This window comes from Deltaproteobacteria bacterium, from assembly GCA_020848905.1.
Classification (GTDB): Bacteria; Myxococcota_A; Polyangia.
The window spans coordinates 17,664-44,570 of sequence record JADLHG010000056.1; the positions used below are offsets into that span (position 1 = coordinate 17,664).

The 26,907-nt window shown below is 69.1% G+C and carries 12 protein-coding genes; 5 read left to right on the forward strand and 7 right to left on the reverse strand.

All coding sequences use genetic code 11. The features are described 5' to 3' along the window. Nucleotides 1–4 precede the first annotated feature (4 nt). The 5 genes from pglX to IT371_23620 are packed head-to-tail and all read left to right on the forward strand — an operon-like array spanning nucleotide 5 to nucleotide 13,698. Nucleotides 5–3,670 (forward strand): BREX-2 system adenine-specific DNA-methyltransferase PglX, encoded by a 3,666-nt coding sequence (pglX, locus tag IT371_23600; protein MCC6750663.1) that lies wholly within the window; start codon nucleotides 5–7, stop codon nucleotides 3,668–3,670. Next, entirely contained in the window at nucleotides 3,667–7,386 is a 3,720-nt protein-coding gene (locus IT371_23605; GenBank protein MCC6750664.1) for a hypothetical protein, read from the forward strand. The genes pglX and IT371_23605 overlap by 4 nt, the downstream gene beginning before the upstream one ends. Beyond that, complete coding sequence (pglZ, locus tag IT371_23610) at nucleotides 7,383–10,223, forward strand: BREX-2 system phosphatase PglZ (GenBank protein ID MCC6750665.1); 2,841 nt, start codon at nucleotides 7,383–7,385, stop codon at nucleotides 10,221–10,223. Before IT371_23605 ends, pglZ begins: the two co-directional genes overlap by 4 nt. Next, nucleotides 10,220–11,575 (forward strand): BREX system ATP-binding protein BrxD, encoded by a 1,356-nt coding sequence (gene brxD / locus IT371_23615; protein MCC6750666.1) that lies wholly within the window; start codon nucleotides 10,220–10,222, stop codon nucleotides 11,573–11,575. The genes pglZ and brxD overlap by 4 nt, the downstream gene beginning before the upstream one ends. Next, the gene (locus IT371_23620) at nucleotides 11,572–13,698 is read left to right on the forward strand and encodes a DEAD/DEAH box helicase (protein MCC6750667.1); all 2,127 of its coding nucleotides are present in this window, start codon (nucleotides 11,572–11,574) and stop codon (nucleotides 13,696–13,698) included. The genes brxD and IT371_23620 overlap by 4 nt, the downstream gene beginning before the upstream one ends. 31 nt (nucleotides 13,699–13,729) lie before the next feature. On the opposite strand, the gene IT371_23625 is transcribed toward IT371_23620, so the two are convergent. The 7 genes from IT371_23625 to IT371_23655 form a co-directional block, all read right to left on the reverse strand. Further along, nucleotides 13,730–14,287, reverse strand: a complete 558-nt coding sequence (locus tag IT371_23625) for a hypothetical protein (GenBank protein MCC6750668.1) — start codon at nucleotides 14,285–14,287, stop codon at nucleotides 13,730–13,732. Between the two features lie 2 nt (nucleotides 14,288–14,289). After that, nucleotides 14,290–17,859, reverse strand: a complete 3,570-nt coding sequence (locus tag IT371_23630; protein ID MCC6750669.1) for a RecQ family ATP-dependent DNA helicase — start codon at nucleotides 17,857–17,859, stop codon at nucleotides 14,290–14,292. 440 nt (nucleotides 17,860–18,299) lie between these two features. Then, nucleotides 18,300–19,100, reverse strand: coding sequence for a hypothetical protein (locus IT371_23635; GenBank protein MCC6750670.1), 801 nt, complete (start codon nucleotides 19,098–19,100; stop codon nucleotides 18,300–18,302). Nucleotides 19,101–19,851: 751 nt separating this feature from the next. Beyond that, nucleotides 19,852–21,312, reverse strand: a complete 1,461-nt coding sequence (locus IT371_23640) for a hypothetical protein (protein ID MCC6750671.1) — start codon at nucleotides 21,310–21,312, stop codon at nucleotides 19,852–19,854. Then, the gene (locus IT371_23645) at nucleotides 21,309–22,019 is read right to left on the reverse strand and encodes a hypothetical protein (GenBank protein MCC6750672.1); all 711 of its coding nucleotides are present in this window, start codon (nucleotides 22,017–22,019) and stop codon (nucleotides 21,309–21,311) included. The genes IT371_23640 and IT371_23645 overlap by 4 nt, the downstream gene beginning before the upstream one ends. Nucleotides 22,020–22,057: 38 nt before the next feature. Further along, complete coding sequence (locus tag IT371_23650) at nucleotides 22,058–24,055, reverse strand: hypothetical protein (GenBank protein ID MCC6750673.1); 1,998 nt, start codon at nucleotides 24,053–24,055, stop codon at nucleotides 22,058–22,060. Next, complete coding sequence (locus IT371_23655) at nucleotides 24,052–26,889, reverse strand: DEAD/DEAH box helicase (protein MCC6750674.1); 2,838 nt, start codon at nucleotides 26,887–26,889, stop codon at nucleotides 24,052–24,054. The genes IT371_23650 and IT371_23655 overlap by 4 nt, the downstream gene beginning before the upstream one ends. Nucleotides 26,890–26,907: the final 18 nt, after the last annotated feature.

Below are 26,907 nucleotides of genomic sequence, written 5' to 3' on the forward strand. Positions count from 1 at the left end.
AAGAATGGCGCGAGGGGCAGGGCAGAGGAAGAAGGTCAGGCTGGAGGAGCTGCCGGGGCAGGCGGATCCGCGGGCGGCGCTTGATGGGGCGGGGCTTTTGCGGGCGGCGCAGCCGGTCCTGAAGGTGCTGAACGCGGATCTATTGGCGCGGGCCAAGGGCTCGCCGGCGGTGAGGGCGGCGCTCGAGGCGCGGCACGCGGCGGACAGGGCGGCGCGACGCACGGCGGACAGCTTCCTCGAGTGGCAGGGCCGGTTCATTGCGCAGGTGGGGGCGGCCTGGCTGCTCTCGTGCGTCTTCGTGCGCACCCTCGAGGACCGGGGGCTTTTGGGCCGGGCGCGGCTGGCGGGGCCGGGGGCGGCGGACAGCCAGCGGCTCTTCTTCGAGCTCGCCCCGTCGCTCACCGAGCGGGACTACCTGCTCACGGTCTTTCGGGAGCTGTGCGGGTTTCCGGCGGCGCGGGACCTCTTCGACGCGCGGCACAACCCGGTCTGGCTGCTCGCTCCCTCGGCGGAGGCGGCCAAGGCCCTGCTCTCGCTCTTTCGCACGCCGACGATCGAGGCGCCGGCCTTGCGCTTCGGCCAGGCGGACACGCGCTTCCTCGGGGACCTGTACCAGGACCTGGACCCGGAGGTGAAGGAGCGCTTCGCCCTGCTCCAGACCCCGCGCTTCGTCGAGGCCTTCATCCTGGACCGCACGCTCGAGCCGGCTCTCTCGCGCTTCGGGCTCGACGAGACCCAGCTCATCGATCCCACCTGCGGCAGCGGGCACTTCCTCCTCGGGGCCTTCGAGCGGCTCTACCACGAGCGGCTGCGGGCGGAGCCGGGCCTCGAGCCGCGGGAGGCCGCGCGCAGGGCGCTCGACGCGGTCTTCGGGGCGGACCTGAACCCCTACGCCGTGGCCATCGCGCGCGTGCGACTGACGCTGGCCTTCCTCGAGAAGGCGGGCTACGCGCGCCTCGCCGACGCGCCGGCGCTCCCGTTGCATCTGGTCGTGGCGGACTCGCTGCTCCACAATCCGCACCTCAAGCAGACGAGCTTCGGCGATCGGGCGAGCACGAAGGCGAGGCCGTGGCACGGAGCGGAGTGGGCGCTCGAGGACGAGGCGGGCGCGCGCGAGGTGCTCTACCGGCGCTACGCGGCGGTGGTGGGCAACCCGCCCTACATCACGGTCAAGGACGCGGCGCTCCGGGAACGTTACCGGGAGAGCTACCGGTCGGCGGCGGGCAAGTACTCGCTGGCCGTGCCCTTTACCGAACGCTTCTTCCAATTGGCGGGAAAGATCGGCGGGCAAGTAGGCATGATCACCGCCAACTCCTTCATGAAGCGGGAGTTCGGCACGAAGCTGATCGAGGAGGTGCTCCCGACGGTGAACCTGGAGCTGATCGTGAACACCTCGGGGGCCTACATCCCCGGGCACGGCACGCCGACGGTGCTGCTCTTCGGCACGGCCGAGCCGCCCCAGGGGAGTGACGTGCTGACCGTGCTCGCCAGCCGCGGCGAGCCCTCCACCCCCGAGGACCCGGAGCAGGGTCTCGTCTGGCGCAGCGTCGCGGATCACTTCTTAGAGGTGGGCTTCGAAAACGACTACATCTCCGTGGCGCGGGTAGCGCGGACCGACCTGGCGAAGCATCCCTGGAGCCTCGGGGGCGGTGGTGCGGCTGAGCTGAAGGCCCTGCTGGAGGAGCGGGCGGAGAAGCGACTGGGGGACGTTGCGCAGAGCATCGGCATCTCCTCGTTCACGCTTGAAGACGAAGTGTACCTACGGGCAATCGATGCATGGCGCAGGATCGGCGTCCCGCCAGTACGCCTTCGCCCGATGGTTATCGGAGAAGCCATCCGCGACTGGGTGATAGGCGAGGTGCCGGAGGCCTTCTTCCCATACGAGAGCGACCTGGAACCCGCTCCCGACGACCATCGAGACATCGCGGCCCTCTGGCCATTTCGCACATCTCTCGCGAACAACAAGCTGTTCGGTGGAAAGACGAAGGTCGAGGGCGGGCTGAAGTGGTACGAATATGGGAGGCTTACGGCCGACAAACTCCGCACCCCCCTCAGCATCGCCTTCGCCTTCGTCGCCACCCACAACCACTTCGTCCTCGACCGCGGCGGCAAGGTGTTCAACCGGAGCGCGCCAATCATCAAGCTCCCCGCGTCCGCCACCGAGGACGACCACCTGGCCCTGCTGGCCTACCTCAACAGCTCCACCGCCTGCTTCTGGATGAAGCAGGTGTGCATGCCGAAGGGTATGAACAACACATCGGAGGCCAACGCGACGCCGTACCTGGTGCGTTACGAGTTTGACGGGACGAAGGTTGGCAATCTTCCAATACCACCCGGGGTAGGTGAACGCGGCGGCGAGCTGATCGGCCTCGCGAGGGCGATGGTAGAGATTCAAGATCGGCGGCAGGCAATCGAGTTCGCACGGTTGATCGAGACGACTGCCGATCACGACGAGCTTGGCGTCAAGGTAGTCGCTGCGATAGCTGAACGCGAAGCCCTGCTGCGTCGGCTTGTCGCGCTGCAGGAGGAGCTGGATTGGCTCACCTACGAGATGTTCGGGCTGTTACGAAAGGGTGACCATGCGCCGGTCGAATCGGTGGCCGGTGTGCCCCTTGGGGCACGGCCGTTCGAGGTGCAGCTTGCCGAGGCGGTCGTAGAGCCGGGGGTGAAGAGCTACTTCGCGTGGCACGGCACGCAGCCACGGCCCGACGCGGTCCGCGAGCTCGGGCCGACGCAGCGAGCAACGTACGAGAGCCGGGGCGGCCTTCTTTCGAAGAATGCCGAGATACGTCTGCTCGAGAGTCCCGAGAACAAGCGCAGGTGGCTGCAGCCGGCGGGAAAGGCGGCGCAGGAAGTCGAGACAGATGCCAAGATCCTCCACGACCAAGCTGTTGCGTGGCTTGAGGTGGAGCTCGAGCAGCTCCTGCGCAGTGCGTCCAACGGCCGTGCGGTCTCGAGGGCAGAGCTCGTGCGGGCCGTGCAGAAGCACCGAGGCATGATGATCACGTTGGCGTGGCAACACGCGGGATCTGCCGAGGTGAAGCCATGGCTCGAAGCGACCATGGCCGAGGAGAGCGTCCCCTACATTGCCGCCCTGCGGTACAGCCGCGGCGGCATGGAGAAGCGAGCGCTGTGGGAGGCGACGTGGGAGCTGCAGCGGCGAGAGGACATGGGGACCGGCGTTGCGGAGATCCCCGTGCCGCCAAAGTACACCCCCGAAGATTTCGCTGACTCGAAGTACTTCCGGCTCCGCGGCCCGCTCGACGTACCGAAGGAACGCTTCATCGCCTACCCCGGCTGCGCCTCCGACGAAGACGGCGAGCCGCTCTATGGCTGGGCCGGGTGGAACCACCTCGAGCGGGCCCAGGCGCTGGCCGCGCTCTACAACGACCGCAAGACCCGCGAGGGCTGGAGTCGGGACCGCCTGACCCCGCTGCTCGCGGGGCTGCTCGAGCTCGTGCCCTGGCTCAAGCAGTGGCACAACGCGCCGGACCCCGAGTTCGACGGTCTGCGCCTCGGGGACTACTTCGAGGGGTTTCTCGACGGGCAGGGCCGCGAGCTCTCCTTGACCCACGAGGAGCTCCAGGCCTGGAGGCCGACCGAGACGAAGGGCCGGGGCAAGCGTGGCGCGGGCGCCGGGGCGACGCGCGAGAAGCAGGGGGAAGCATGAGCACCCGCGAGACGGCTCCGGTCAACACCAGCCAGGCCACCAGCAACCAAGGCACCCGGAGCGGCGGTCCCCGCGTGAAGGAGCTCTTCGAGCTGCCGGAGAGCATCCACCGCATCGCCTTTGTAGAAAAGCTCTCCGAGGCCATCCTGCGGCCCGAGACGACGGCGGCGAACTACGTCCTCACCCCGCCGCTGGTGGAGGCCTTCGACCGAGCGCTGCGCCTCGTCGGGGCCTCGCTGCGGGACGGGCGGAGCCAGGCCGCGTACCTCCACGGCAGCTTCGGCAGCGGCAAGTCCCACTTCATGGCGCTCGTGAGCCTGGCGCTCGGCGGGAGCGAGCCGGTCTGGCGCCTGCCCGAGCTGCACCCCCTGCGGGCCAAGCACCCCTTCGTGGGCCAGGCCCGGCTCCTTCTGCTCCACTTTCACCTGGTCGGGCACGAGAGCCTCGAGCAGGCGATCTTCCTGCGCTACCTCGAGCACGTGCGCCGGGAGCACGCCGGGGCGCCGCTGCCGGGGCTCTTCGCCGACGAGGAGCTCTTCTCCGACGCGCGTCGGATGCGCGAGGAGCTCGGGGACGAGGCCTTCTTCGCCCCGATGAACGCGGGCCTCGCCACGGACGACGCCTGGGGCGAGTACGGCCAGGCGCCCGTCTGGGACAGAGACCGCTTCGACGCCGCCGCGGGCTCCACCGATCCCGCCGGGCGCGAGGCGCTCTTCTCGGCGCTCGTGACCACGCGCTTTCGCTCCTACGCCCAGGAGCACCGGAAGCTCATCGACCTGGACAGCGGCCTGGCCGTGATCGGTCGTCACGCGAAGGGGCTCGGCTACCAGGGGGTGGTGCTCTTTCTCGACGAGCTCGTGCTGTGGCTGGCCTCGCGGGCCGCCGAGGTGACCTGGTTTCACAACGAGGTGCAGAAGATGGTCAAGCTCGTCGAGGCGCAGGAGGCGTCGCGGGCGCTGCCCTTCGTGAGCTTCATCGCGCGGCAGCGGGACCTGGCCGAGATGGTGGGCGAGGACTACGCCGGCAGCGAGAACGCGCGCGTACGGGATTCGCTGAAGTGGTCCGAGGGGCGCTACGAGAAGGTCACGCTCGAGGACCGGAACCTGCCGGCCATCGCCGAGAAGCGCGTGCTCAGGGCGCGGAGCGAGGAGGCGCGGCGGACGCTCGACCAGGCCTTTCAGCAGATGAAGTCCAGCGTGGGGGAGGCCACCTGGCAGACCCTGCTGGGCAAGCTAGACGCGCAGGACTTCCGGCGGCTCTATCCCTTCAGCCCCGCGCTCGTGGAGGCTCTGGTGGCGCTCTCGAACTCGCTGCAGCGCGAGCGGACGGCGATCAAGCTGCTCACCGAGCTCTTGGTCGAGCACGTCGAGGACCTGGAGCTCGGGCAGGTCGTGTGCGTGGGGGACCTCTACGACGTGCTGGCGGGGGGCGAGGACACGGCCTCGGGGCCGATGAAGGCGCGCTTCGAGTCGGCCAAGCAGCTCTACGCCTATCAGTTCCTGCCGCTCTTGCAGGACCGGCACGGCACGACCACCGCCGAGCGCTGTCAGAGGCTGCGGCCCGATCATCCGGCGCGGCTCGGCTGCTCGAACTGTCCCAACCGGGCCTGTCGCACCGACAACCGGCTGATCAAGACGCTGCTCGTCGCGGCGCTGGTCCCCGAGGTGCCGTCGCTCAAGGACCTGACCGCGAGCAAGCTCGTGCAGCTCAACCACGGCTCGCTGAGGGTGCCGATCCCGGGGGACGAGGCGAACGCGGTGGCCAAGAAGCTGCAGGACTGGGCCAGCGCGATCGGTCAGCTCCACCTCGGGCGGAACGCCGATCCGAGCGTGCGGCTGCAGCTCGAGGGCGTGGACCTGGAGCCGATCCTCGAGCAGGCGCGGCGCGAGGACACCCCGGGGGTGCGGCAGCGCGTGCTCCGCGATCTGCTCTTTCACGAGATGGGCGTCGGGGAGGTGAAGGACTGGGCCGTCGACTGGGAGCTCGAGTGGCGCGGCACGCGGCGGCGGGGACAGGTGGCCTTCGCCAACGTGCGCAAGCTCTCGCCCGAGGCGCTGCGTTGCCCGGAGGCGCACGACTGGCGGCTGATCGTGGACTACCCCTTCGACGAGCCGGGCTTCGGGCCGGCGGACGACGAGGCGCACCTGCAGGCCTTCTGCGAGCAGGGGGCCGGGAGCTACACGCTCGTCTGGGTGCCTAGCTTCTTCTCGCACGCCATGAACCAGATGCTCGGCGATCTGGTGGTGCTCGAGCATATTCTCGCGACGCCGGCGCAGACGCGGAAGTACGTCTCGCATCTGAGCGTGGAGCAGCAGGGCCGGGCCGTGAACGACCTGACGAACCTGCGCACGCAAAAGCAGTCGCGGTTGCGGCAGGCGCTCGCACAGGCCTATGGCCTGGCGAAGGTGCGCGAGGGGGACCTGGACAGCGCGCGGCTCGTCGAGCGACACCTGCACGTGCTGAAGCCGGGGGTGCAGCTCCGGGCGCAGCTCGCGCCCAACCTGGCGGACGCGATCGACGCCTACGTGAAGGCGCTGCTCGAGGCGCGCTACCCGCGGCACCCGCAGCTCACGAAGCCGCTCACGGCGAACCGCGTCGAGGAGCTGGTGCGTGTGTTCGGCCAGCTCGTGGACGCGGAGGACAAGCGGATCCCGGTGGCCGAGCGCGCGCTCGCCGAGGAGGTGCGGGGGACGCTCGGGGAGCTCGGGCTGGTGCGCGTGACCGAGGGGGCGGCGCACCTGCTCGAGGATCGGCGGCTGCAGGAGCTCGAGAACCGGCGGCAGCAGCAGGCGAGCGAGCGGCCTCTGGTGGGGGAGGTGCGGCGCTGGATCGACGAGGGCGGCCGGATGGGGCTCCAGACCGAGGCGCTCGACCTGGTCGTGCGGTGCTACGCGCGGTACGCGGCGCGGACGCTGGTGCTCGGGGATCAGCCCTTCGAGGTGAAGCCGCGGCAGCGGATCCCCGACGAGGTGGTGCTGGAGAAGCCCGACCTGCCGACGCACGCGGCGTGGAACGCGGCGCTGGGGCTGGTCTGGGAGGCCTTCAGTCTCCCGCACGCCGGGAAAGCCCTGCACGGGGACAACCTGAAGCGGCTTGAGGCGGAGCTCGGGGGCAAGCTGAAGGAGCTCGGGCCGGCCTGCGCAAGGCTCCCGGGCCTTCTGCGCGGGAGGCTGGAGGCGCTGGGCCTCGAGACCTCGGTCGATCGGCTGCGCACGGCGAGCTCGGCCGAGGCGCTCTGCGCGGCGCTCGCGGGCCAGCGGAGCAAGACCCAGGTGGAGCTACTAGCGGCGTTCCGGCCGGAGACGAGCGCGCGGGCGCTGGGGGCCAGCATCCGGACAGCGAAGGAGACCCTGGCCGTGCTCGAGGACGCGCTGGTCTTCGGCGCGATCGGGCAGCTCGCGGCGCGGCGGACGGAGCGCGCGGGGGCGGCGGAGCTGCTCGAGGAGGTCGCGGGGGCGCTCAGGCAGGACGAGCTGAACGTGCGGCTCGCGCCGAGGCTGCGCGCGCTGGCGGAGAAGGGGCTGCGGTTGCTCTCGCCGGTCGAGCTGGTGGGGCGAGTGGTCTACGAGCGCGCGTTGAAGGGGGAGGGGCGGGCGGCCGCGATCGAGCTTCTGCGGGCGGTGCTGGCCGAGGCGGAGGGGGCGCTCGCGGCCGGGGGTGAGTCGGTGACCGTGACCGGGGAGCTCCGGATCGTCTCGCGGGAGCCCGGAGCATGATCGAGCTGCCGCTGCTCGCGCGCGCCGACGTGGAGGCCAAGCTGGCGGAGCTCTATCGCGTGGAGCGGCGGCACCACCTGGTGGCCTTCCTCGGGGCGGGCGAGGCCGAGCTACTCGACGTGGCGCACGCCGGACGCTTCGAGGTGGTGCCCGTGCGGAGCGAGCTCGAGCTCCGGGCGGCGCTCCCGCCGCTCGCCGACGACGACCGCCGGATGGCCTTTCTGTTGGGCTGGAACGCGCTGCGCGTGCCGCTCGACCTGGCCGGGCGCTTCGCGTGCGGCGGGCGGGTGCTCTCCATCGGGCGCGACGAGCGGCTGAAGCGCCTCTTCGGGGTGAGCGAGCTCGACGATGCGGTCCGGGGCTGTCCGCTGGCGAAGTACCTCCTGCGGCCGGGCGGCGAGGGGCGGTACGGCACGACCGGGGGCCGGCTCACGCTGGAGGCGCTGTGGGCGGAGTGGCTGCGCGCGAGCTGGCAGGTGGACGTGGCGGGGGGGCTCGCGCTCGACACCCTGCTCGCCTTCGCGGCGCGGAATGGCCGGGGGGCCGAGTTTCGCGAGGCGATGGGCGCGCCCGAGGCGGAGGGGGTGCGCGAGGCGCTGCTCTCGCACCTGCGCGAGAAGCTCGGCGCGGCGGGACCGGCCGTCTGGCAGGCCTGGGAGGCCGGTCGCGGGGCGGTGCCGCTCGAGCTCGCGGTGGTCCTGGCGACCCTCGGGCCGAGCGCGCGACCCGAGGTGCAGCTCTGGGTGCGGAGCACGCTGCGGGCGACGCTCGGGATCGCGAGCGAGAAGGAGGCGGCGGAGGCGGCGCGGGCGCTGGGACGCGCGGCTTCGGCCGGGCTGCGAGCGCTCGAGGCGGGTGACGGCGGCCAGCGCGCGCGGGCGCTGATCGTCGCGGCCGATGCCCGGCTCGACGACGCGGTGATCCGCGAGGCGGCGTCGGGGAGCGAGCTGCTGCCGAGCGCGTGGCGGGCTCGGCTGGAGGCGCTCGGTCGGAGGCTGGAGGAGAGCGCGGGGAGCCCGAGCGTGGCGGCGGTGCGCGCGGCGGTGGAGGGGCTGCGGTCGCTCGAGGCGCACCTCTTCTTTTCGGATCGGGAGCAGCGCGCGGAGCTCGGACGCGCGGAGATGGCCGTGCGGCTCCTCGGGTGGCTGGCGGTGCGCGCGGGTCAGCGGCTCGAGGCGGGAGCGACGCCGCAGTCCGAGGCCGAGGCGCTCGGTCGCTGGTACGCGGAGGAGGGGGGCTACGTGGACCGGGCACGGCGCTGGGCGCGTGGCGCGACGGACACGCCGCTCGGCCGCGGCGTCGAGGCGGTCGTGGCGGCGGCCGATGCGGCGCGCACGGAGCTCGACCGGCGCTTCGCGCGGAGCCTCGTCTCCTGGATCGAGGCCGATGGGCCGGCGCAGCAGGTGCTGCCCATCGACCGGGCCGTGGCGCGGCTCGCGGTGCGCTTCCTCGACGAGCGACCGGAGCGGCGGCTGCTCGTGCTGCTCCTCGACGGGATGGCCTGGGCGCAGGCGGTGGAGCTGCTCGAGTCGCTCGGGCATCGGGCCGCGCCTTGGGGGCCGCTAGCCTGGCATGCCTCGCGTCACGGGCGCCACGGGGAGGGCCTCTACCCGGTGGTCTTCGCCGCGCTGCCGACGGTGACGGAGGTGAGCCGGGCGGCCTTCTTCGCGGGCAAGCCCGTGGTGCCGGGGCAGGGCCTGGACTCGCAACAGGACCCGGTGCGCTGGCGAGCGCATCGCGAGGTGCTGAAGTACTTCAGCGGCCCCGACGCGCCGCCGCTCTTGCTCCGCAGCGAAGGGCATACGCGGGCGGGGGGAGCCTCCCCGGAGGCGCTGAACCTGGTCGCGGACCCGGACCGCCGGGTTGTGGCCCTGGTGGTCAACGCGATCGACGACGCGCTGCGGGGGAACCCGGGGCATCGGGTGGCCTGGGAGGTCGAGAGCATTGCGTCGCTGCCCGATCTGCTCGAGCGGGCGCGCGAGCACGGGCGGAGCGTGCTCCTGGCGAGCGACCACGGGCACGTCCCGGCGGACCGGCTGGTCTCGGTCGGTCCTCGATCGGCGACGGGCGGGGCGAGATGGCGAGCCTGGGCGGGTCCCGAGGAGGTGCTGGGCGAGAGCGAGGTCGCGTTCGCGCTGCGAGGCGAGCGGATCTGGGCGCCGAAGGGCGCGCGCGGGGTGGTGCTCCTCGCCGACGACGCGAGCCGCTACGGGGGCAGCACCCACGCGGGCGAGCACGGCGGCGCGACGCTGGCCGAGGTGGTGGTGCCGTGCTTGCTTCTCGGCTGCGACGACGGGCTCGGGACCGGCGGGGACGATCCGGCGCTCGCGGTGCGCGCGGCGCACGTGCCGGGCTGGTGGTGCTTCGACGTGAGGGAGCCGGTCGACGTGCCCGGGGAGGCGAGCGGGGAGGTTCCAGCGACGCCACCGCCCACGCGGCGGACGAAATCGACGGTGTCCGAGGCGCAGCTCCCGTTGCTCGACGTGCCGGCGGTCAGCGTCGCGGCGCAGCCGGGCCCCGTGCCGTTGGGAGCGGACGGCGGCGTGGAGAGCCCGCTCGCGAGCTCCGCGGTGCTCAAGGCGCGCGCGCCGGCGGGCAAGGTGCGAGACGAGGTGCTGCGCGCGGCGACCTTCCTGCTCGAGCGCAAGGGTACGTGCTCGGCGGACGCCTTCGCGGCCGGCCTCACGATCCCGCGCTTCCGGGTGGAGGGCTTCATCGCCGTGTTGCAGGAGGTGCTGAACGTCGACGGCTACGAGGTGCTGAAGTACGATCCGAAGGCCCGGGAAGTGAAGCTGGATCCCGAGAAGCTGCGCCAGCTCTTCGAGGTGGCCCTGTGACCGAAGCGAGTCCGCTCAAGCGGCGGGAGATCATCGACGCGCTGCGGGTTGGCGCCGTGCCCCGGCGGGGGCTCGAGCTCTTCGCGGTCGGGCTCGAGCGCTTCGAGCGCGCGCTGGACGAGGAGCTGGACGCGGCGGCGATCGGGCGGGGCAAGTTCAAGGCCGTGCGCGGGGAGTACGGCACCGGCAAGACCTTCTTCGCGCGCTGGCTCGAGCATCGGGCGCTGGCCAAGGGCTTCGCCACGACGCTGGTGCAGATCTCCGAGCGCGAGACGCCGCTCTACCGGCTGGAGACGGTGTATCGCCGCGCGGTGGAGGGGCTGCAGACGCGCGAGTGGACCGACGGGGCCTTTCGCTCGCTGGTGGATCGCTGGTTCTTCCAGCTCGAGGAGGAGGCGCTGGGCGGGGACGCGGGGCTCGCCGCGGAGCCGGAGGCGGTGGCCCGCGCGGTGGGAGAGCTCCTCGAGCAGCGGCTGCGGTCGGTGAGCGCCACCCAGCCTCAGTTCGCGGCGGCGCTACGGGCCTGTCACACGGCGCGCGTGCGGGGCGATCACGCGACGGCCGAGGGCCTCGTGGCCTGGCTGATGGGCCAGCCCAACGTGGGTGCGGCGGTCACGCGGGTGGCGGGGCTGAAGGGGGACCTGGACCACGACGGGGCGGGGGGCTTTCTGCGCGGCCTGCTCGAGGTGCTGCGGCAGACGGGGCGGGTGGGGCTCGTGCTGGTGCTCGACGAGGTGGAGACGATCCAGCGCGTGCGCGCCGACAGCCGCGAGAAGAGTCTGAACGCGCTCAGGCAGCTCATCGACGATCTCTCCGCGGACCGCTATCCGGGGCTCTACGTGCTCGTCACCGGGACGCCGCAGTTCTTCGACGGGCCGCAGGGCGTGAAGCGGCTTCCGCCGCTGGCTCAGCGCCTGCACACGCAGTTCTCCGAGGACCCGCGCTTCGACAGCGCGCGGGCGCCGCAGCTTCGGCTGATGCCCTTCGATCTGGACAAGCTGGTGGCCGTGGGGCTGCGGGTGCGGGCGCTCTACCCGAGCGCGGCCCCGGAGCGCATCGCCGCGAAGGTGGACGACGAGGTGCTGCGGAGTCTCGCGGTCGGGGTGGCGGGTGCCCTGGGAGGCAAGGCGGGCGTCGCGCCGCGGATCTACTTGAAGCGGCTGGTCGGGCTGCTGGACCAGGTGGACGAGCACGCGGACTTCGAGCCGCGGCTGCACCACGCGCTGGTGGTGGAGGCCGGCGAGCTGCTCCCCGAGGAGCGAGCGGCCGCGGGTATCGCGCGGACCGTGGACGAGATCCAGCTCGACCTGACCGACGGGGGCGATCGCGACGGGGGAACCGAGGGCCCGTGAGCACCGCAGCCTTTTCCCGCCTCTCGCCCGCGCTCCAGTATCAGATCATCAACACGCTCGGCTGGCCCGCGCTGCGTCCCGTGCAGGAAGCCGCGATCGGGCCGGTGCTGGACGGCAAGAACTGCGTGGTGCTCGCGCCCACGGCGGGGGGCAAGACCGAGGCGGCCTTCTTTCCGCTCCTCGCGGCGATGGACGAGCGAGGCTGGCGGCCCGTCTCGGTCGTCTACCTTTCGCCGATCCGGGCCCTCCTGAACAACCAGGAGGAACGGGTGTCCTACTACGCCGGCCTCGTTGGGCGGCGGGCCTTCAAGTGGCACGGGGACGTGGGGCAGAGCGAGCGGCGGCGCTTCCTGCGGGAGCCCGCGGACATCCTGCTCACCACGCCCGAGTCGATCGAGGCCATGTTCATGAGCACCCGGGTCCCGGCGCGGGCCCTCTTCGCCGGGCTCCAGGCAGTGGTGATCGACGAGATCCATGCCTTCGCCGCGGACGACCGGGGGGCGCACCTGTCGGCGCTGCTCGAGCGCCTGTCCCGGTGCTGCGGCCGGGACCCGCAGCGCGTGGGGCTGTCGGCCACGGTGGGCAACCCGGGCGCGATCCTCGAGTGGGTGCGGGGCAGCTCGCGGCGCGAGGGCCTGGTCGTCGATCCGGCGGGGGAGCGCGCGGTGGCCGACCTCACGGTGGACCACGTGGGGAGCGTCGAGAACGCGGCGCGCGTGATCCAGGCGCTGCACCCGGGGCGCAAGCGGCTCGTCTTCGTGGACGCGCGACGCCATGCGGAGACGCTGGGGGTCGAGCTGAACCAGAGGGGCGTCGAGACCTTCGTGATTCACGGGTCGCTCTCGGTGCGGGAGCGGCGGGAGGCCGAGCACGCCTTCCACGACGGGCAAGACTGCGTGATCGTGGCCACGAGCGCGCTCGAGCTCGGGATCGACGTCGGGGACCTGGACCAGGTGCTGCAGCTCGACGCGCCGGGGAGCGTGGCCAGCTTTCTGCAGCGCATGGGGCGCACGGGGCGTCGGCCGGGAGCGCGGCCGAATTGCACGTTTCTGGCGACGAAGGACGAGACGGTGCTCCAGGCCGCGGCGCTCGTCGCGCTCTATCGCCGGGGGTACGTCGAGCCCGTGCGACCGAGCGGACGGGCGGCGCACATTCTGGCCCACCAGATCCTGGGCCTCGCGGTGGCGCAGGGGGGCGTCCCTCGCGGCGACCTCTGGGCCTGGCTCGAGGGGGCGGCGGCCTTCTCCGGCCTCGAGGCGACGGAGCGCGAAGGTGTTCTAGAACACATGCTCTCTAACGGCATTCTGTCCGATCAGGGCGGCCGTCTCTGGCTCGGCGAGGCGGGCGAGAAGCTCTACGGGCGGGCCGGGTTCCGGCGCCTCTATGCCGTCTTCGAGGCGCCGCGGCTCATCGCTGTGCGCTGGAACGCGAGCGAGATAGGCGAGGTGGACGCGGCCTTCCTGTCGGTGATCCACACCGAGGAGGAGCCCGGGTGCTTCACCCTGGCCGGCCGCTTCTGGCAGGTCGAGCACGTGGACTGGGAGCGCGGGAGCTGCATCGTGCGCCCTGCCCCGGGAGGCCGCGCGCCGCGCTGGTCGGGCGGGGGGCGATTCCTCGGCTACGAGCTGTGCCAGGCCATGCGCGAGGTCCTGGTGGGCGCGGAGCTGGACCCGAGCTGGTCCGCCCGGGCGCGGCAGGCGCTTGCCACCCTGCGGGCCGATCGCGCCTTTCTGCGCGAGGCCCGCGCGCCCCTGGTGGAGACCGGCGACGAGCTCGTCTGGTGGACCTTCGGAGGCGGCGCGGCGAACCTGCTCCTGGCCCGGATGCTCGAGGCGGCCCTCGGGGGCCGGGTCACGAGCCGCAACACGGCCATCAGCCTGCGCGGTCAGGCGGGCAAGAGCCTCGTCGCCGTGCGCCAGACCCTGCGCGCCTGGCGCGAGACCGGCCGCCCGAGCCCCGCCGATGCGCTCGGCCTGGCCGACGCCGCCGCGCGCGCCCGCCTGAGCAAGTTCGAGCCCTGCCTCCCCCCTGGCCTCCTCTCCGAGCTCCGCGCCACGCGCCTCCTCGACCCCGAGGCCGCCGCGTCGGTGGTGGCCGCGGGAGGAAATGTGGGAGTGGGGTAGGGGGCGGGAAGCGACGACAGAAGGTATCGACCTACTGAACGTGGGCTCGTAGCCCAACGAGCGCGAGTGCGGCAACAAGGGCCAGTATCGCCGCCACCGTCCATCGCCGGAGGGTCGTCAGGGATCGTTCGAGGCGCAGGACGCGAGTCTCGCGGCGTTCGAGGTCGGCGCGGAGGTCGGTGAGCCCGGCTGCGAGGGGGCCGAGGCGCTGGTCGAGGCGCCGCAGGTCTTCCTCGCACTTCGCGGTGCGCGTCCTCACGTCGAGGACGACGTTGTGGGCGATCTCCTCGGTGCGATGCGGGAGGGTATCGAGGAGGTCGGCGGCGCTGACCTTGATGCGGTCGAGCCAGGTTTCGATGGCGGACTTGGTCTCGGCGAGGTGAGCCATCTCGGCACGCACCCCGGCGGCTGCGGCCCGCACTGCCTCGCCCTCCCGCCGCGCGGCTTGAGCGCCAGAGCGCGCGTCCGTGATGGCCGCGGAGGCGTCCTTCTCAATCTCTCGCAGGGACTTCACCCAGCGGTCGCGCTCCGAGGCGAGGGCCGCTAGCTCCGCCGAAAGCGTCGACGATTTCGCAAGCCAGTCCATCATGGTCAGGGCTCCGTGGGTAGAGGCTCAGCGACGAGCGCGCGAAGGGCGCGCGCTACGGCGACATTCGCGGCCTCTTCGTTGTCAAGCGCGAGAGCGGTGTCGCCGCATAACAGAGCGTACTCCCGGGCGCCGAGGTGCTTTTCGATCGGAGTGCGCTCCTCGCTGAGCAGTCGAGCGAGAGTGGCGGGAGGCATGGTGCGCAGCGCCTCGTTGAGGGGGTTCGCCTCCCCGCGGAAGACCAGGACCTCAAGCAGCCGTTTTGCGTCTCGGCGGGCGCGATCGGGATCACCAAGCCCATGCCAGACCCGGACGAGGATTCCGAGGGCGAAGACATCGTTCGGATCTTCTTCGAGCCGGCGCAGGGACGCGTCGCGGAGCTGCCTCAACGCAGGGGTGGGGCGATCGCGGGTCAGATCTTGCAGTGCGTCGAAGGGCAGCGTGCCACCGTGGGCCGCGAAGTCTACGTGAATTCGCTCGGCCGCGGGCTCGTCGGCCGGAGCGGTAGGTGTCGGAGCCGGCTCAGGCGCAGGTAGCGGTGCAGCAGAGGGCGCTGCATGGGGCGCTTGTTGCGCCGCACGAACGGATCGGCTTTCTACGGGTGGTCGAATGCCACAGACGTCGCAGCGGCCGCAGCTCGTCGGTGGGTTCGGATCGCCGAGAAAGCCGAGCAGGCGCGACTTGCGGCATTCGGTCGACGCGGCGTAGTCCTCGAGATTGAGGAGCATCTGCCAGCGCTGCCGAGCGAAGATCTCGTAGTCCGCGTTCACGACGAGCCGGAGCGCGGTCAGGACCTGGTTCAGAGCGCCCCGCTCCGCGTCGAGGGATTCCCGTAGCTTTCGCATCCAGGCGGCGACGTCTGCCTGGCTTTTCAGAACTCGGCCGAGAAAGCTCTCCGCGCACGCCTCCAGGCGCGGGCGTTCGTGGGGGAGAACGATCGTCCTCCAGGCGTGCGCTTCCTGCTCGTAGCGTTCGACGACGCCGAGGCGCTTCAGCCGATAGAGGAGCTTTTCGGTCGAGGAGTCGCCGGAGCTCGCCTTTAGCGTCAACGGGATCTTCCCCTGCTGCCCCGGCGGGATGTGGGCCAGCCAGAGGGCCCAGACTGAGGCTGCCCTCTCGGCGTGGTCTCTGGGCCGTCCGAGCGCCTCGACCAGCAGGTTCTCGATGACGCCGCTCGTGGACAAGCTCTTTACGGCGCCGGGATGCACGACCGCGGGGTTGGCGCGCTGAAGCGAGGCGGCGTCGGCGGCGCCCACGGTCGCATAGATGGTCCGCCATACGGAGGTCTTGGGGTTCTTGGCTGTATGCCGGCTCACTGCGCCAATCTTCACCAGGTCGTCGAGGAGCTGTCTGAGCCTCTTCTCGTTGACCAGCTCCGCGCGCACGTCCGCCGAAATGGGCACACGCACCTGGCCTCCGCGCTCGAGGTGAGCGGCGAGGGAGTCCTTCAGAGCGTACTGAAGCTGCGCCATGTCGGCCTCGGGGCCCGGGCGGCTCCTCGACAGGAGAAACGCCTGTACGGAGAAGGAGCATTTCTCGGCGAGACGGTAGTCGCACTTGGGCTCCGTAAGGCAGGAAGGCGCCTTGACGCCCCAGTCGGTGCTGCACTCCGGCACTCGCGGGGCCCAAATGAGGACGGCCCGCGCGTCCTTGCGATCCCGACCGATCCGGCCGGCCTCCTGATAGTAGCCCTCGAGCGAGCCGGCGAGACCCGTGTGGATGGCCCAGCGAACGTTCGGCTTGTCGATGCCTGTGCCGAAGCCTTTCGTCGCAACGACGATCGGCAGTCGGTCCTCCTTGAAGCGCTCCTGCACATAGCGCTTGTGCGCCACGTGCAGGTCGTTCGCGGCGTCGGAGGAGATGTAGTGGTCGGCCGTGAGGCCCCCCTGGCGGAGGGCACGTGCGAGTTCGGCTGCGCGGAGGGTGACCTTCCCATCGTCTTTCTCCGATCTCTTGCGGAAGGGCGTGAAAATGAGCCCGGCGTTGGTGTAGCCGCCCTCTCCGCTGCCGTGGAGGGCTTCGAAGCTACGGCTTCCCGCGAGATCGCCAGGCAGACCCTCCCGGAGAAGGTGCAAGAGCTCGGTCATGCGCGCGTCTTCCGTCGGTGCGGTCAGGACCTGAAAGGCAAGCTCCGGACGATCGAAATCCTTGGGCCGCACTTCGTGCTCGAGCGCGAGGTCGAACATGCGCAGGACGTCCTCGCGAATGTCCTTGGAGGCCGTGGCGGTGAGAAGGGCGACCGGGCGCCCGGGCGCAAACTCATGCGCGTGGTCGGGGACCTCCAGATACGAGGGGCGAAAGTCGTGTCCCCACTCCGACGCGATATGCGCCTCGTCCACGACGAAGTACGAGACCGCAACGTGCTTGTCCTCGAGGGAGCTCCTCAACTTGGATCTGAAGGATGCGAGCTGTAGACGCTCGGGTGAGAGATAGAAGAACTTCCGTCGGCCGGTCGTGAGCAGCGCCAGCTCGCTCGCTTGCATATCATCGGGCATCCCCCCGTGCACTCCGCCCGCAAGATCGAGACCCTGTCGGCGGACGTTCTGCACCTGGTCTTCGATGAGCGAGACGAGCGGGCTCACGACAAGAGCCGTGCCCGGGGACAGCAGCGCCGGGAGCTGAAAACAGACAGTCTTGCCCGCCCCGGTCGGTAGGACGCCGAGAACCGATTGCCCCATGAGCAGGCGCTCCACGATCTGCCACTGCCCCTCGCGAAAACGGCGATGGCCGAAGAACCGCTCGAGGAACCATAGGGTGTCGACGTCACTTGGGCTGCGGAAGGGCTCGAGCGCTTGGGGAGAAGGCGGTGCAACGGGCTCATCCGGGCTGCGGGAGCCTGGTTCTCCCGCAACGAGTATCCCCTCGGGCCCGACAGCACGGCGCCATGCGTCGATTTCCTCCGCCGACGCGGAGATATCGTCCAGGACTGGGCCGACGACCAGCTCGAAGGATGCTTCGGGAGGAGCCTGGGGCGCGAAGAGCACGGTGAGGGCGTAGCCGGTTCCCAACCGAACCGTCTCCCTCCAAGGCTCGGTGGGCGCTCGCCCTAGGTACCGGTTGAGCAGGCGCTCGGCGAGCTTCCGATGCTCTGGGTGCGGCTCCACGACGACAATGTGCGTATCCTGGGTCGGCGGCGGGGTGCTGCCGCACATTGCGGAGAGCCGCAGTACAGCCTCCAAGACGTCCAACGTGGCAAGGACCGCTGCGCCACCGAGCCCGCGGCCGAGGAGGATCGAACGTGGCAGGCCTTCCCTCGTTGTTTCAGCGGCGAGGGCGTCGAACAGCATACGAGCCACTCGCGGTACGCTCTCGCCGAGGTTGCCCAGGAGCCACGCGGCGGCCGGCTCCAGCGTCGCTCCCGCTAGAGCATCGCCGGGAGCGGTGACACCGGAAATGCCCTCGCGAAGCAGAAGCTCGCGCAGCGATCTGATCGCTTTGGGTGTGGGCTCGAGGCAGCTCTTGGCGGACAGCCGTAGCGGCCTAATCCCTGCCACGTGTAGCTCGTTAAAGCGGACGCGGTCCTCTTCGAATTGTTCGGGGGCTTCCTGTTCGCCGTGGTAGCTGCGGCCTTCCACCTCGATGTAGATGGGCTGGCCCGGGGTACGGAACACGAAGTCGATGCGCGCGACCTTGCCGTCGGGCCGCACGACGTCTACCTGCGCGTCGAGACGGGCGAGGCCGGCTGGGCCGTAGTAGGGCCAGATGATGCGTTCGACAAACGCCTCTTCTGCAGGGCTCTCGAGCTGGGGCTGTGAGGCCCTCCAGGTCGGAAGATCAGGTCCTTGGAGGTGGGCGTGCGTGGCGCGGAGCTCGTTGAGGCGTCGCCAGGCGTCGGTGTCCCGGGGCCGGATGTCCTCGAGAGGACGTGTTGGGTCGGCAGGGAGGCGCTCGAGGAGCTCGGCGATAGGCGGGATCTCGAGGAGCTCACCTTGGATGGCGCGACGAACCTTGTATGGGAGAAAGGCCTGCCCGGCAGGAAACAGGATCGCCTCAAGGCGCGCGAGCAGAGCAGAAGTCATCCGTCGCGGCGCTTTCGGGGGGTGTGGTGCACGAGCCGCGCGACGAGCCCGTGGTTGTCGTGCGGCGGGCGCAGCTCGTCGTAGAGCGCCCAGCGGACCACGCGAAAGACCTCGGGCCAGGCCTGCCGCGATCGCCCTTCGTCGTGATGCACTCCGTTCAGGTTCGCTCGCAGGAGCGCAGCGTACCGCTCTCGGCTCTCATCGTCGCAGAGCCGCGCGAGCCCGGGCTGCTTCTGGCACAGCCTGGCGAACTCTCGCTCGCCAGGGTCGCGCGGCCTCTTAAACAGAAAGTCATACATCACCCCGATCCCGATCGTCGTGCGGCCCTCGATGGCATCCCTGAGACGCGTGCTCGTTGGGGATGTGACCATCTGGCCCACGGGCCGGGTGACCTTGGTATGGAGCAGTCGCTCGAGGACGGAGCGGAAGGCGAGCAGTAGCCCGCTCACGAGCTCGAGGTCCGGGTCCGCGCGACCCTCTTCAAGCTGCGTCAAGCGGCTCCAGGCAAGGTAGGTGAGCCGACCTTCCTGCCTATAGCCGTCCTTCGACGCGTGCAGCAAGAAATTGTGCGATGGTGCATCACTCGTGAAGAGCGCCGCCACCGCGTCGTGGAGCTTCCTGCCCTCGGCGTCGAGGGCGAGGGTGAGCCTCACCTCGAGGGATTCGAGGTGGCCCCAGATGCGCTCGACGCGAACGTCCTTGAGCGCCTCCATTCCCTTGGTCCTTGTATCACGCTGCCCGGAGGCAAGCGCCGTCTCCTCCTCGGCGGAGGCCCCGAGGTCGCGAGCTAGCGCCACCTGGCGCCGAAGCGCCTCCCGCTCGCGATGCGCTGAGTCCAGTGTCCGTAGGGCCGCGCGGAAACTAGCGTCCTCAACACGCTCCCCCAGGGGTAGTTCCTTCGCCCATTCGGCCAGTAGCTCTGGCGCTCGTCGTAGGCATTCTTGGGACGAGCGAAGGAGGGCCGGCCTGGGCTCTATTCGCCCTGTTGCGGTCGCAGCCAGCAAACGGGCCGCGAAGCGCTGGTGAGCCGCGGATGCCTTCCGACGGTCCAGCACGTGCGCTAGTGCATCGACCCGCCCCGGGTCGACGGGAAAGCGGAAGGCAAAGTCGATGACGGGGCCGAGAGCCTCGTCGGGCAGCAGCCAGTCGAGTACGGCGTTTGCGCTCGCACTCAGTCCCGATCCGAGGAGCGCTCCCATCGCGAACTGGGCATCCGGGCCAGCGAGCGTCTGGAGCATCTGCGGCGGGACGGACCTCAGCTCTTGCCGCGCTTCCTGAAGATGCCCGGTGCTCCACAGCCCGCGTGCCGTGTGCAGGGCGAAGAAGCCCTCGAGTTGCCCGTTCGAGAGCGCGTCCCGCCGCAGCACCAACGTTCTTACACTCGCGTCCTCCCGCGGCAACGCGTAGGCGTTCAGCGGCCTGAGCCCTCCGAGCGCTGCGCCGGTCATCGGATGAAGGGTTCCGAGCTCGGACCGATCCGCGCCGCTCATCCTTCACATGTCGCCATAGCACACTCCTCGGCTGCCTGTCGGAGGGTCACGGCCACGATTAGGCGACGCCGTCCCAAGGGCCTCGAGCCATCCTCGACGTACCGACTTGCGACTGCGGCCGCGCCACTCCGAGATAAGAGAGTTGCTCGCGGGCCTTGAGTTGCCAGCGGCCGTTGTGAACGATGCGGTTGATACACTCGTTCCGCCGTTTTAGGTCCATCGCCGTGCCGATTCCTCTGCCGTTGAGCTTTCCTCCGAAGAGTTTCTCGAAGACGTCGCGGTGATACACGTAGGCGGCATTGCCGGAATGGGAGAACTCGACGACGGCTATACTGTCGAAGACAATGCAGAACGCGTGAACCTCGCTGGTGTGAAGCAATCGGCGGCTCCGGAGCAGGGCGGCCCGACGCTTCTGGTCGGCGCCGGCTAGCTGACGCTTCAGGTGGGCGTGAACCTCGGGGGTGAGAAGACAAATCGTCCGCCGAATGCTGGGGACGTAGTCGAGCCAGAAGGCCTTTCGGTCGGGCTCCTGCATGGCCTCCTCGAAAAAGATAGAAAGATCGTCGCGGATGAGCTGGCCGAGGAAGTCCTCGTAGAAGGTAGCCATGCGGCGAATTGCCCGCCAACCCTCGCTCTCCGGAGGAACGAGTGGGTCGCCGAAGCTCGATCGCATGAGGCGCTCGGCTAGAGCATCGAGAGCGCCCGAGCCGAGGACGGCGTTCTTCTGAATGGCGGCGTCGAGCAGGCTGGCGGCAAAGCGCGAGCGCACGATCAGAGAGGTGCGGTGGCGGGCGGCGGCTCCATCGGTCCTGGCCCCCTTGGCGTCGGGAAGGAGCAAGGCGCTGAGGAGGGGGGAGTCCAAGACTATTTGCCAGTCTGCGTCGAGGCGAGAGCCGGATTCGCGCTGGGCCTCGAACCAGGATGCAACGACGAGGGCCGAGAACTCCCAGCGAAGGTCGAACCTGTGTTCCTCGAGCGTCGGGAGGAGTTCGGGCAATGCGACGTCTCGCAGCGCTCGGGCGAGCTCTAGTGGGCCACCTTCACGAACAAGCCGTTCCAGCGCCACGCCAGGGGCGCCTAGCGCGGGGTGCGCCTCCGGGTGTGCCTCGATGAGTTGCGCGTAGCCTTCGTGGTCCTTCGAGCCGACGAAGTCACTCCAACCACGAAAGCACTGTTTCACGAAGTCGGTGGCGCAACGCGGCCGTTCCTCGAACAGCTTGCGGAGGTCCGAAGCGGCGATGAGCCCGACCAGTCTGGCAGCGTAACGTGCCTCCCGTAGCGTGAGCTTGCTGACCTGCTTTCCCTTGATCAGTCGAACCACTCGGTCGTGATCTATGGACTGCGCGAGGCGCCGCTCGGCCGCGGCAACTGCATCACCATGCTTGAGCAGCGCGGCTCGGGCTACGGAAGCGACCTCCGAGAATCGCGTCTCGAGGGTGCTCTGTGCTGAAGTGAGCGTGCGCAGCGCATTCTCAAGAAGAGCGTGCGAACGCTCCAGCCAGCTCGCGGGGGCGCTCATCGGGATACCCCGCCCTTGACACGTCCTCGGATCTTGATCACCACCCGGCGGTTCTGGTCGTGGGTTCCGATAGGCTCGACCGGACCTCTGCCGGAGACCACGAACCAGTTTTCGAGGCACTTGAGGAGCGCGCGCCTGTCATAGAGCTGCAGCTGCTCACGCAGCGAGAAGAAGAGGTTCTGCGCTCGAGCAGCACTTAGTCGGACGTTGTTGGCGAAGCTCAGCGTCTCGCATTCTGCGTCCGGCGTGCTGGCGCACTTGCTGGGCGAGGGCGGAATACCGCAGACGGAATCGCGCCGGGTGTAGGGGGTGGCGTCCGTGTGGCCCTCGAGCACGATGCCTTGGATGTAGCCTTCGCCAGCCGTGGTGCAGACGCGTTCGAGCAGCGCAGGAAGCTCTTTGACGAGCACGTCGCGCGCTCGTTCACTAACATCGCATCCGCCGCGGGCAAAGCCGAACTCTGCACGGCGGAGGACGATGGTCAACAGAAGGGGGTCACCCCTGTCCACCTGCACGGAGTCATGCGTGCGCCTCAGGGCCCGGATGGCGGCGCCCAGCTCGGCGATCTTCTGTCTCGCCTCGTCCTGAGCGCGGGTTTGGCGCTCGAGCACGGTCTCGACATGCTCGCTACGCTCGGCCTTTTCGACCATGAAGATGGCTGCCAGGATGAGAAACGTGGCGGCCACACCGGACATCAGGTCGGCCATCGAGTGCGCGAAGCCCTCATCGTGACCGCCGTGAGCCATCAGCGTGTCGCACCGAGTTTGGAAACTGTGCGCTCTAGCTGCTCGAGAGAATCGCCGAGATCCGTCACGCTGCTCGCAAAGGACTCGGAGACGCGCCGGATGACCTTTTCCACGTCATCGGCTTGGCCCTTCCAGGCGGCCGAGAGGGCGGACGACTGCTGCTCGAAGCGGCTCAGATACGTGTCGAAGAGCTGAGGCCACACGCGCTCGACCTCTCTACCATAGGCTCGTTGGGCCTCGATGAGCGCCTGCTGCTCGCTGGCTCGTTCGGCGAGACGCGTGCTGAGATCCGTGGCGTCGCGCGTCGCATCTGCCAAGGTCTGCGCCGACTGCTGGAAGGTGCCGAGAATCGTCCGGGTGAGTTCCGCCTCGCGGTGTGCGCCGGCGAGGACCTGCTGTACGCGCGCGGCCATTTCGCCGAGCTCCCGGGAGGCTGCTCCCAGACCGTCTCTGGCAGTGGAAACGCTGGCTGCAATCTCGGCGAGCTGCGTGTTCAGCGCCCCTGTCTGAAGTGCGGACTCGTTCGCGGCACCACGAAGCATTCCCATGATGCTCTCCACCTCGCGGCCAGAGGTGCTGATCATGCGATGGAGCACGGCCTCGCTGCCCTCGGCAATCCTCGTCGAAGCGAGGTCGGCGCCCTGGGCAGAAGCAGCCCAGATCCGTTCGATGGCTTCGCTCGTGGCGGCTTGCTGCGCCTCGAGGCTGGCGAGAAGGTCCGTTACTCGTTCCATGACCGCGGCGGTGGCGTCGGAGTTCTCGGCGGTCCGGCGCCTCAGGTCCTCCGCGACCTCGGCAGTGATCGCGCGAAGCTGGGTGGCGAGCTCCGGCACGACCTCGGCGAAGCGGCGGAGGCCATCGGCCATCCCCGCCGATTCGGACCGGAAGCCACCCGCAAGCACGTCTCGAAGGTTGTCGATAATCGCATCGAGCTGGGACTGCCCTTGGGACTGCACGCTGGTCCGGATCGCTTCCAGGGCACCGCGAGTAGCGGCCATTTCCTGGGCCAACGTTTCAGTGAGGACGGCACGTAGGCGCTCGGCCATGTCATCCATCGCACCGAGCATCTGCTGGGCCATGCCGTGTAGCTCGCTAGCGAGCGACTGCTTCATCATCTTGCTCAGGCCGTCTGTGACTTGCGTTCCCATGTCCTTGACACTGACCTCAATGCTCGAGAGCTTGCGGACGCTGGACTCGACGTCAGCGATACGGCTCATGAGGTCGTGCACCCAGAGAGCGCTGCTCTCGTGTCGCGCCTCGGTGGCGGATTGCTCGGCTTGCATGACCCGCAGGCTCTGCTCCAGTGCCTGCTCCATGCGCACCAGGCGAAGCTGCATGGCGCGCTGGGTTTCGGCGCCCTGTTCGAGCTTGAACCTCTCGAGCGGCACGCACAGCGCGTCGAGCTCGGACGCGAGCGCGGCGGCGGTGTGGTGTGCGCGCCTCCGGAGCAGCCGGGCCAGAAATAGGTGGAGGATGCTGCACGAGACGCCCGTCGCGGAGATGGCGAACTTCGCTCCAAGGTGGGAGACGGCAGATGAGAGCTTGGTCCCGGGGCCGCCGGAGCGCGTCGCTTGACCCATCTCGTTGATGGCTCCGCTAACGTCCGAGACGAGGACCCAGGCAATGAGGGCGAAGGTGCAGATGAGCGCCAGACCGGTGAGCGCCGGTCCCATGGCAAAGGCGAGGCGTCGGTCGAGCCATGCATCGATCGTGTCGTCAAGGGAGACGGAGATGGCACGGTCGGTGACAAATCGCCTGGGCTGGGTGGGGCCCAGGTCGAGAACGAGGTGGTCTTTCAGGCGATGGAAGAGGCGGCTAGCGAGGTCGTCATCGGGGAGTCGCTCTCCTTCGCGGAACGCCGTGGCCGCGCGTCTCGCGGCGCGACCGACGCGAAGGGTTGCCCAAAGCATCCAGACGGCGAGCCAGACGAAGACGCCGGCAAGGGCGAAGACGAGCTGCCAGGTCTGGCGATCGAAGGTCTTAGGGTCGAAGGTCACGTGCCGGCTCCCAAGGCGAGTTGCAGCTCCGCAAGTGTTAGGTCGTCGTTTTGAGGCCGAAGGAAGTCACGGGCCACGCTCCGCTTGTGCTCTACAAGTTGGTGGAGCTTCACGTCGAAGCCACCCTCGGGGTCCCCGGGATGGTGGAGCAGAGGGTAGTAGACGGTGACCGGGCGCGTTTGGCCGATGCGGTGGGCGCGGTCCGTCGCCTGATCCTCCTTGGCGGGGTTCCACCAGCGGCCATAGTGAATGACGTGGTTGGCCGCGACGATGTTCAGGCCGGTACCGGCAGCGAGAGGACTGAGGATGAGAACATCGAACCCCGTGCCGTCGGAAAAGCGGCGAATAGTCGCTAAGGCCCGCCTTCGGCGCTCGGGGTCGCCGTTCACGATGTCGACGCTCGCGAGGCGGAAGTGGCGTGAGATGATCTCGGCGAGCAAGTCCTGCATCTGCAGCCAGAGCGTGAAGACCAGCGCCTTCTCTCGCTTGGCTTCGATCTCCTCGAGAATGGAGAGGCACAGGCGGATCTTCGGACTCTCCTCTTCGACCTCTTTCCAGGTCCGAGTGGGCGAATCGGTTCCCGCTACGGCGCGGGAGAGCAAGACCGGATGCTGGTAGAGCTTCTGCAAGTCATGAAGGATTCCGAGGACCTTGTTCCGGGTGACGTGGGTGACGATTCTTTCACGACTCATCTGCGCTTCGGTCATGGGGATGCGGCGTTCGACGATGGTCTTGGGCGGGAGGTCGAGCGCCGTCTTGTCCCGTCGGAGCAGTCTGGACGTCGGTGCCGGGTAGCTGAGCGCCTCGCGTATGCGCTCAACTCCGGAACCGGCCGTCTCGTCGTAGTCACGCTTGAACTTGGGGAAGGTCGAGAAGGGATCCCCTGGCCGGAGGAAGTCGAATAGGGACCAAAGGTCCGAGAGGCGGTTCTCAACGGGCGTTCCCGTGACACAGATGCCGAAGCGCTTCTTGAGGCCACGGGCAGCGATGGCACACCCGGTATCAGGGTTCTTGATGTTCTGCGCCTCGTCGAGGATGACCACGTCGTAGTCGAGCGCGAGGAGACTGGGTTGATTGCCGGCGAGCGTTTGATAGTTGGTGAGGATCAGGTCGAAGGCGGAAATCCTGCGCGGATCGAGGTGGCCGGAAGGAGCCCGCAACGCTCGCTTTCGCTCGCCGTGGAGCGCGAGCACTCGCCCGAAAGCCGATTCGATGAAGAAGCGTCGCAACTCCTCGAGCCAGTTGTCTAGGAGGATGGTGGGACACACGACGAGTGACGGTAGTTGGAGCGAGACCCTCTCCGTCGAGGCTCGGCGAAGAGCCAGGAAGCAGGCGATCTGCAGGGTCTTGCCCAGTCCCATGTCGTCGGCGAGTAGGACTCCCGGCGGATGGTCCCCGGCCCTTTGTGCGGAAAGTGCATGGTGCCAGAGCCACGCAACGCCCGCGCGCTGATGGGGCTTGAGGTGAAGGCTTGGGCATAGGAGTCGCTCGAGCGTCGCCCAGGGTACGAGGCCTTCGTCGATCTCCAGGACCTGCGGCGCCGAGGGTTGGGACCCCTCGGCGGGGTCCCTGAGGATCGCCACGAGGGCCCTGCCGCTCGCGGTGGAGGCTGGGGTCTCAGGCTCGGCACCTTCGTTTTCTGCCGAGCTCACCACCCGAGCCTGGTAGGTCTGGAGGTGCTCTCTGACGCAGCGCTCGAGCTCCGGGGATGGGTGCACCGCTCGGCCGTCGACGTTGATAGGAGTGGGGTCGTTCGTGGTCCGGCGCGACGTGAGTTGCGTAAGGAGAGCTTGAGCACTTGCGGGTGTCTGCAGGTCGAGACAGTGACGCCGCCCGTCCGAGGCGGTGACCTCAAGCCTGAGGAAGGGCACTGAAGGGTCGCGATCGGTGCGATACCAGTCCACCCCGAGAGATCGAACCTCGGCGTTGCGCCCGATGCGGAAGGGCGTGAACCCGATAACGCGGTCGCTATAGCGGGAAAGATCGAGTGCCTTGTCGAAGTCGTCGAGGCCGGGAGGGATCCAGGAGGTCGGGTTCTCCAGCAGAGCTTCAGCCTTCCGTCGGAGAATGTTGCGCTGACGGCAGGCGGCTCGCGCCACGGTCTCGACATCTGGAGAGAGCAGAAGGTATTCGCGTCCGGGACGACTGATAATCGGGGAGTCGGGGTGCAAGTCGTCGAGGTCGAGCCGCACGCCGGATTGATCATCCGTCGAAATCTCAAGCTCGACGTTGAAGAGCCGTCCGCGCGTGTCCACCTCGAGTACCGGCGCCACCCGGCTGAGGCTTCGAATCTTGAATTGCGCGAGGTGATCATCGAGCGAGAATGCTACTGAGGCCCGCGTTCCCTGAAGGAGCGTCCCGGCGCGGTCAAGGATTGCACGCAGCCGGCCGAGCACCTCTAGCTGTGCCTCCTGGGGCTTCGATGATCGGGAGTTAAAGGCCTCCACGGTTTGCAGCGCCGTCCAGGAGATGGGGAGTACGCGGCGCGGATTACCGGGCGTCGTGCCATCGACCTTGAGGTGAAGGCACATCTCGTGGGCCCCGATGTGTCCGGTGCTTTCGAGCCGAAGCTCCTGCCCGTCGAGCCCGAGGAGCAGCGCGAAGGCTTCGTGTTGCGAGACCCATTGCTCCTCGTCCGCTGCGTCCTCAATCGGCAGCTTTCCCGCATCGGTCCAGAGGGCGACCGGCAGCTCGAGGTGCACGTCGGCCGACCAAATCTCCTTCGAGAAGGCAGACAGAGCGCCCCATTCCTTCAACCACCGGCGAGCTCCGGAATACGCCGGAGAATCGAGGCGTGGGCCTTCGACGCTGAGCTGGACGACGGGCGGCTTCATGCGTGGGCCCCATATCGC

What these genes read in the sequence shown, in the direction of transcription:
- pglX (MCC6750663.1), top strand. Translation starts at nt 5, where the DNA reads ATGGCGCGAGGGGCAGGGCAGAGGAAGAAGGTCAGGCTGGAGGAGCTG.
- IT371_23605 (MCC6750664.1), top strand. Translation starts at nt 3,667, where the DNA reads ATGAGCACCCGCGAGACGGCTCCGGTCAACACCAGCCAGGCCACCAGC.
- pglZ (MCC6750665.1), top strand. Translation starts at nt 7,383, where the DNA reads ATGATCGAGCTGCCGCTGCTCGCGCGCGCCGACGTGGAGGCCAAGCTG.
- IT371_23625 (MCC6750668.1), bottom strand. Translation starts at nt 14,287, where the DNA reads ATGATGGACTGGCTTGCGAAATCGTCGACGCTTTCGGCGGAGCTAGCG.
- IT371_23640 (MCC6750671.1), bottom strand. Translation starts at nt 21,312, where the DNA reads ATGAGCGCCCCCGCGAGCTGGCTGGAGCGTTCGCACGCTCTTCTTGAG.
- IT371_23645 (MCC6750672.1), bottom strand. Translation starts at nt 22,019, where the DNA reads ATGGCCGACCTGATGTCCGGTGTGGCCGCCACGTTTCTCATCCTGGCA.
- IT371_23655 (MCC6750674.1), bottom strand. Translation starts at nt 26,889, where the DNA reads ATGAAGCCGCCCGTCGTCCAGCTCAGCGTCGAAGGCCCACGCCTCGAT.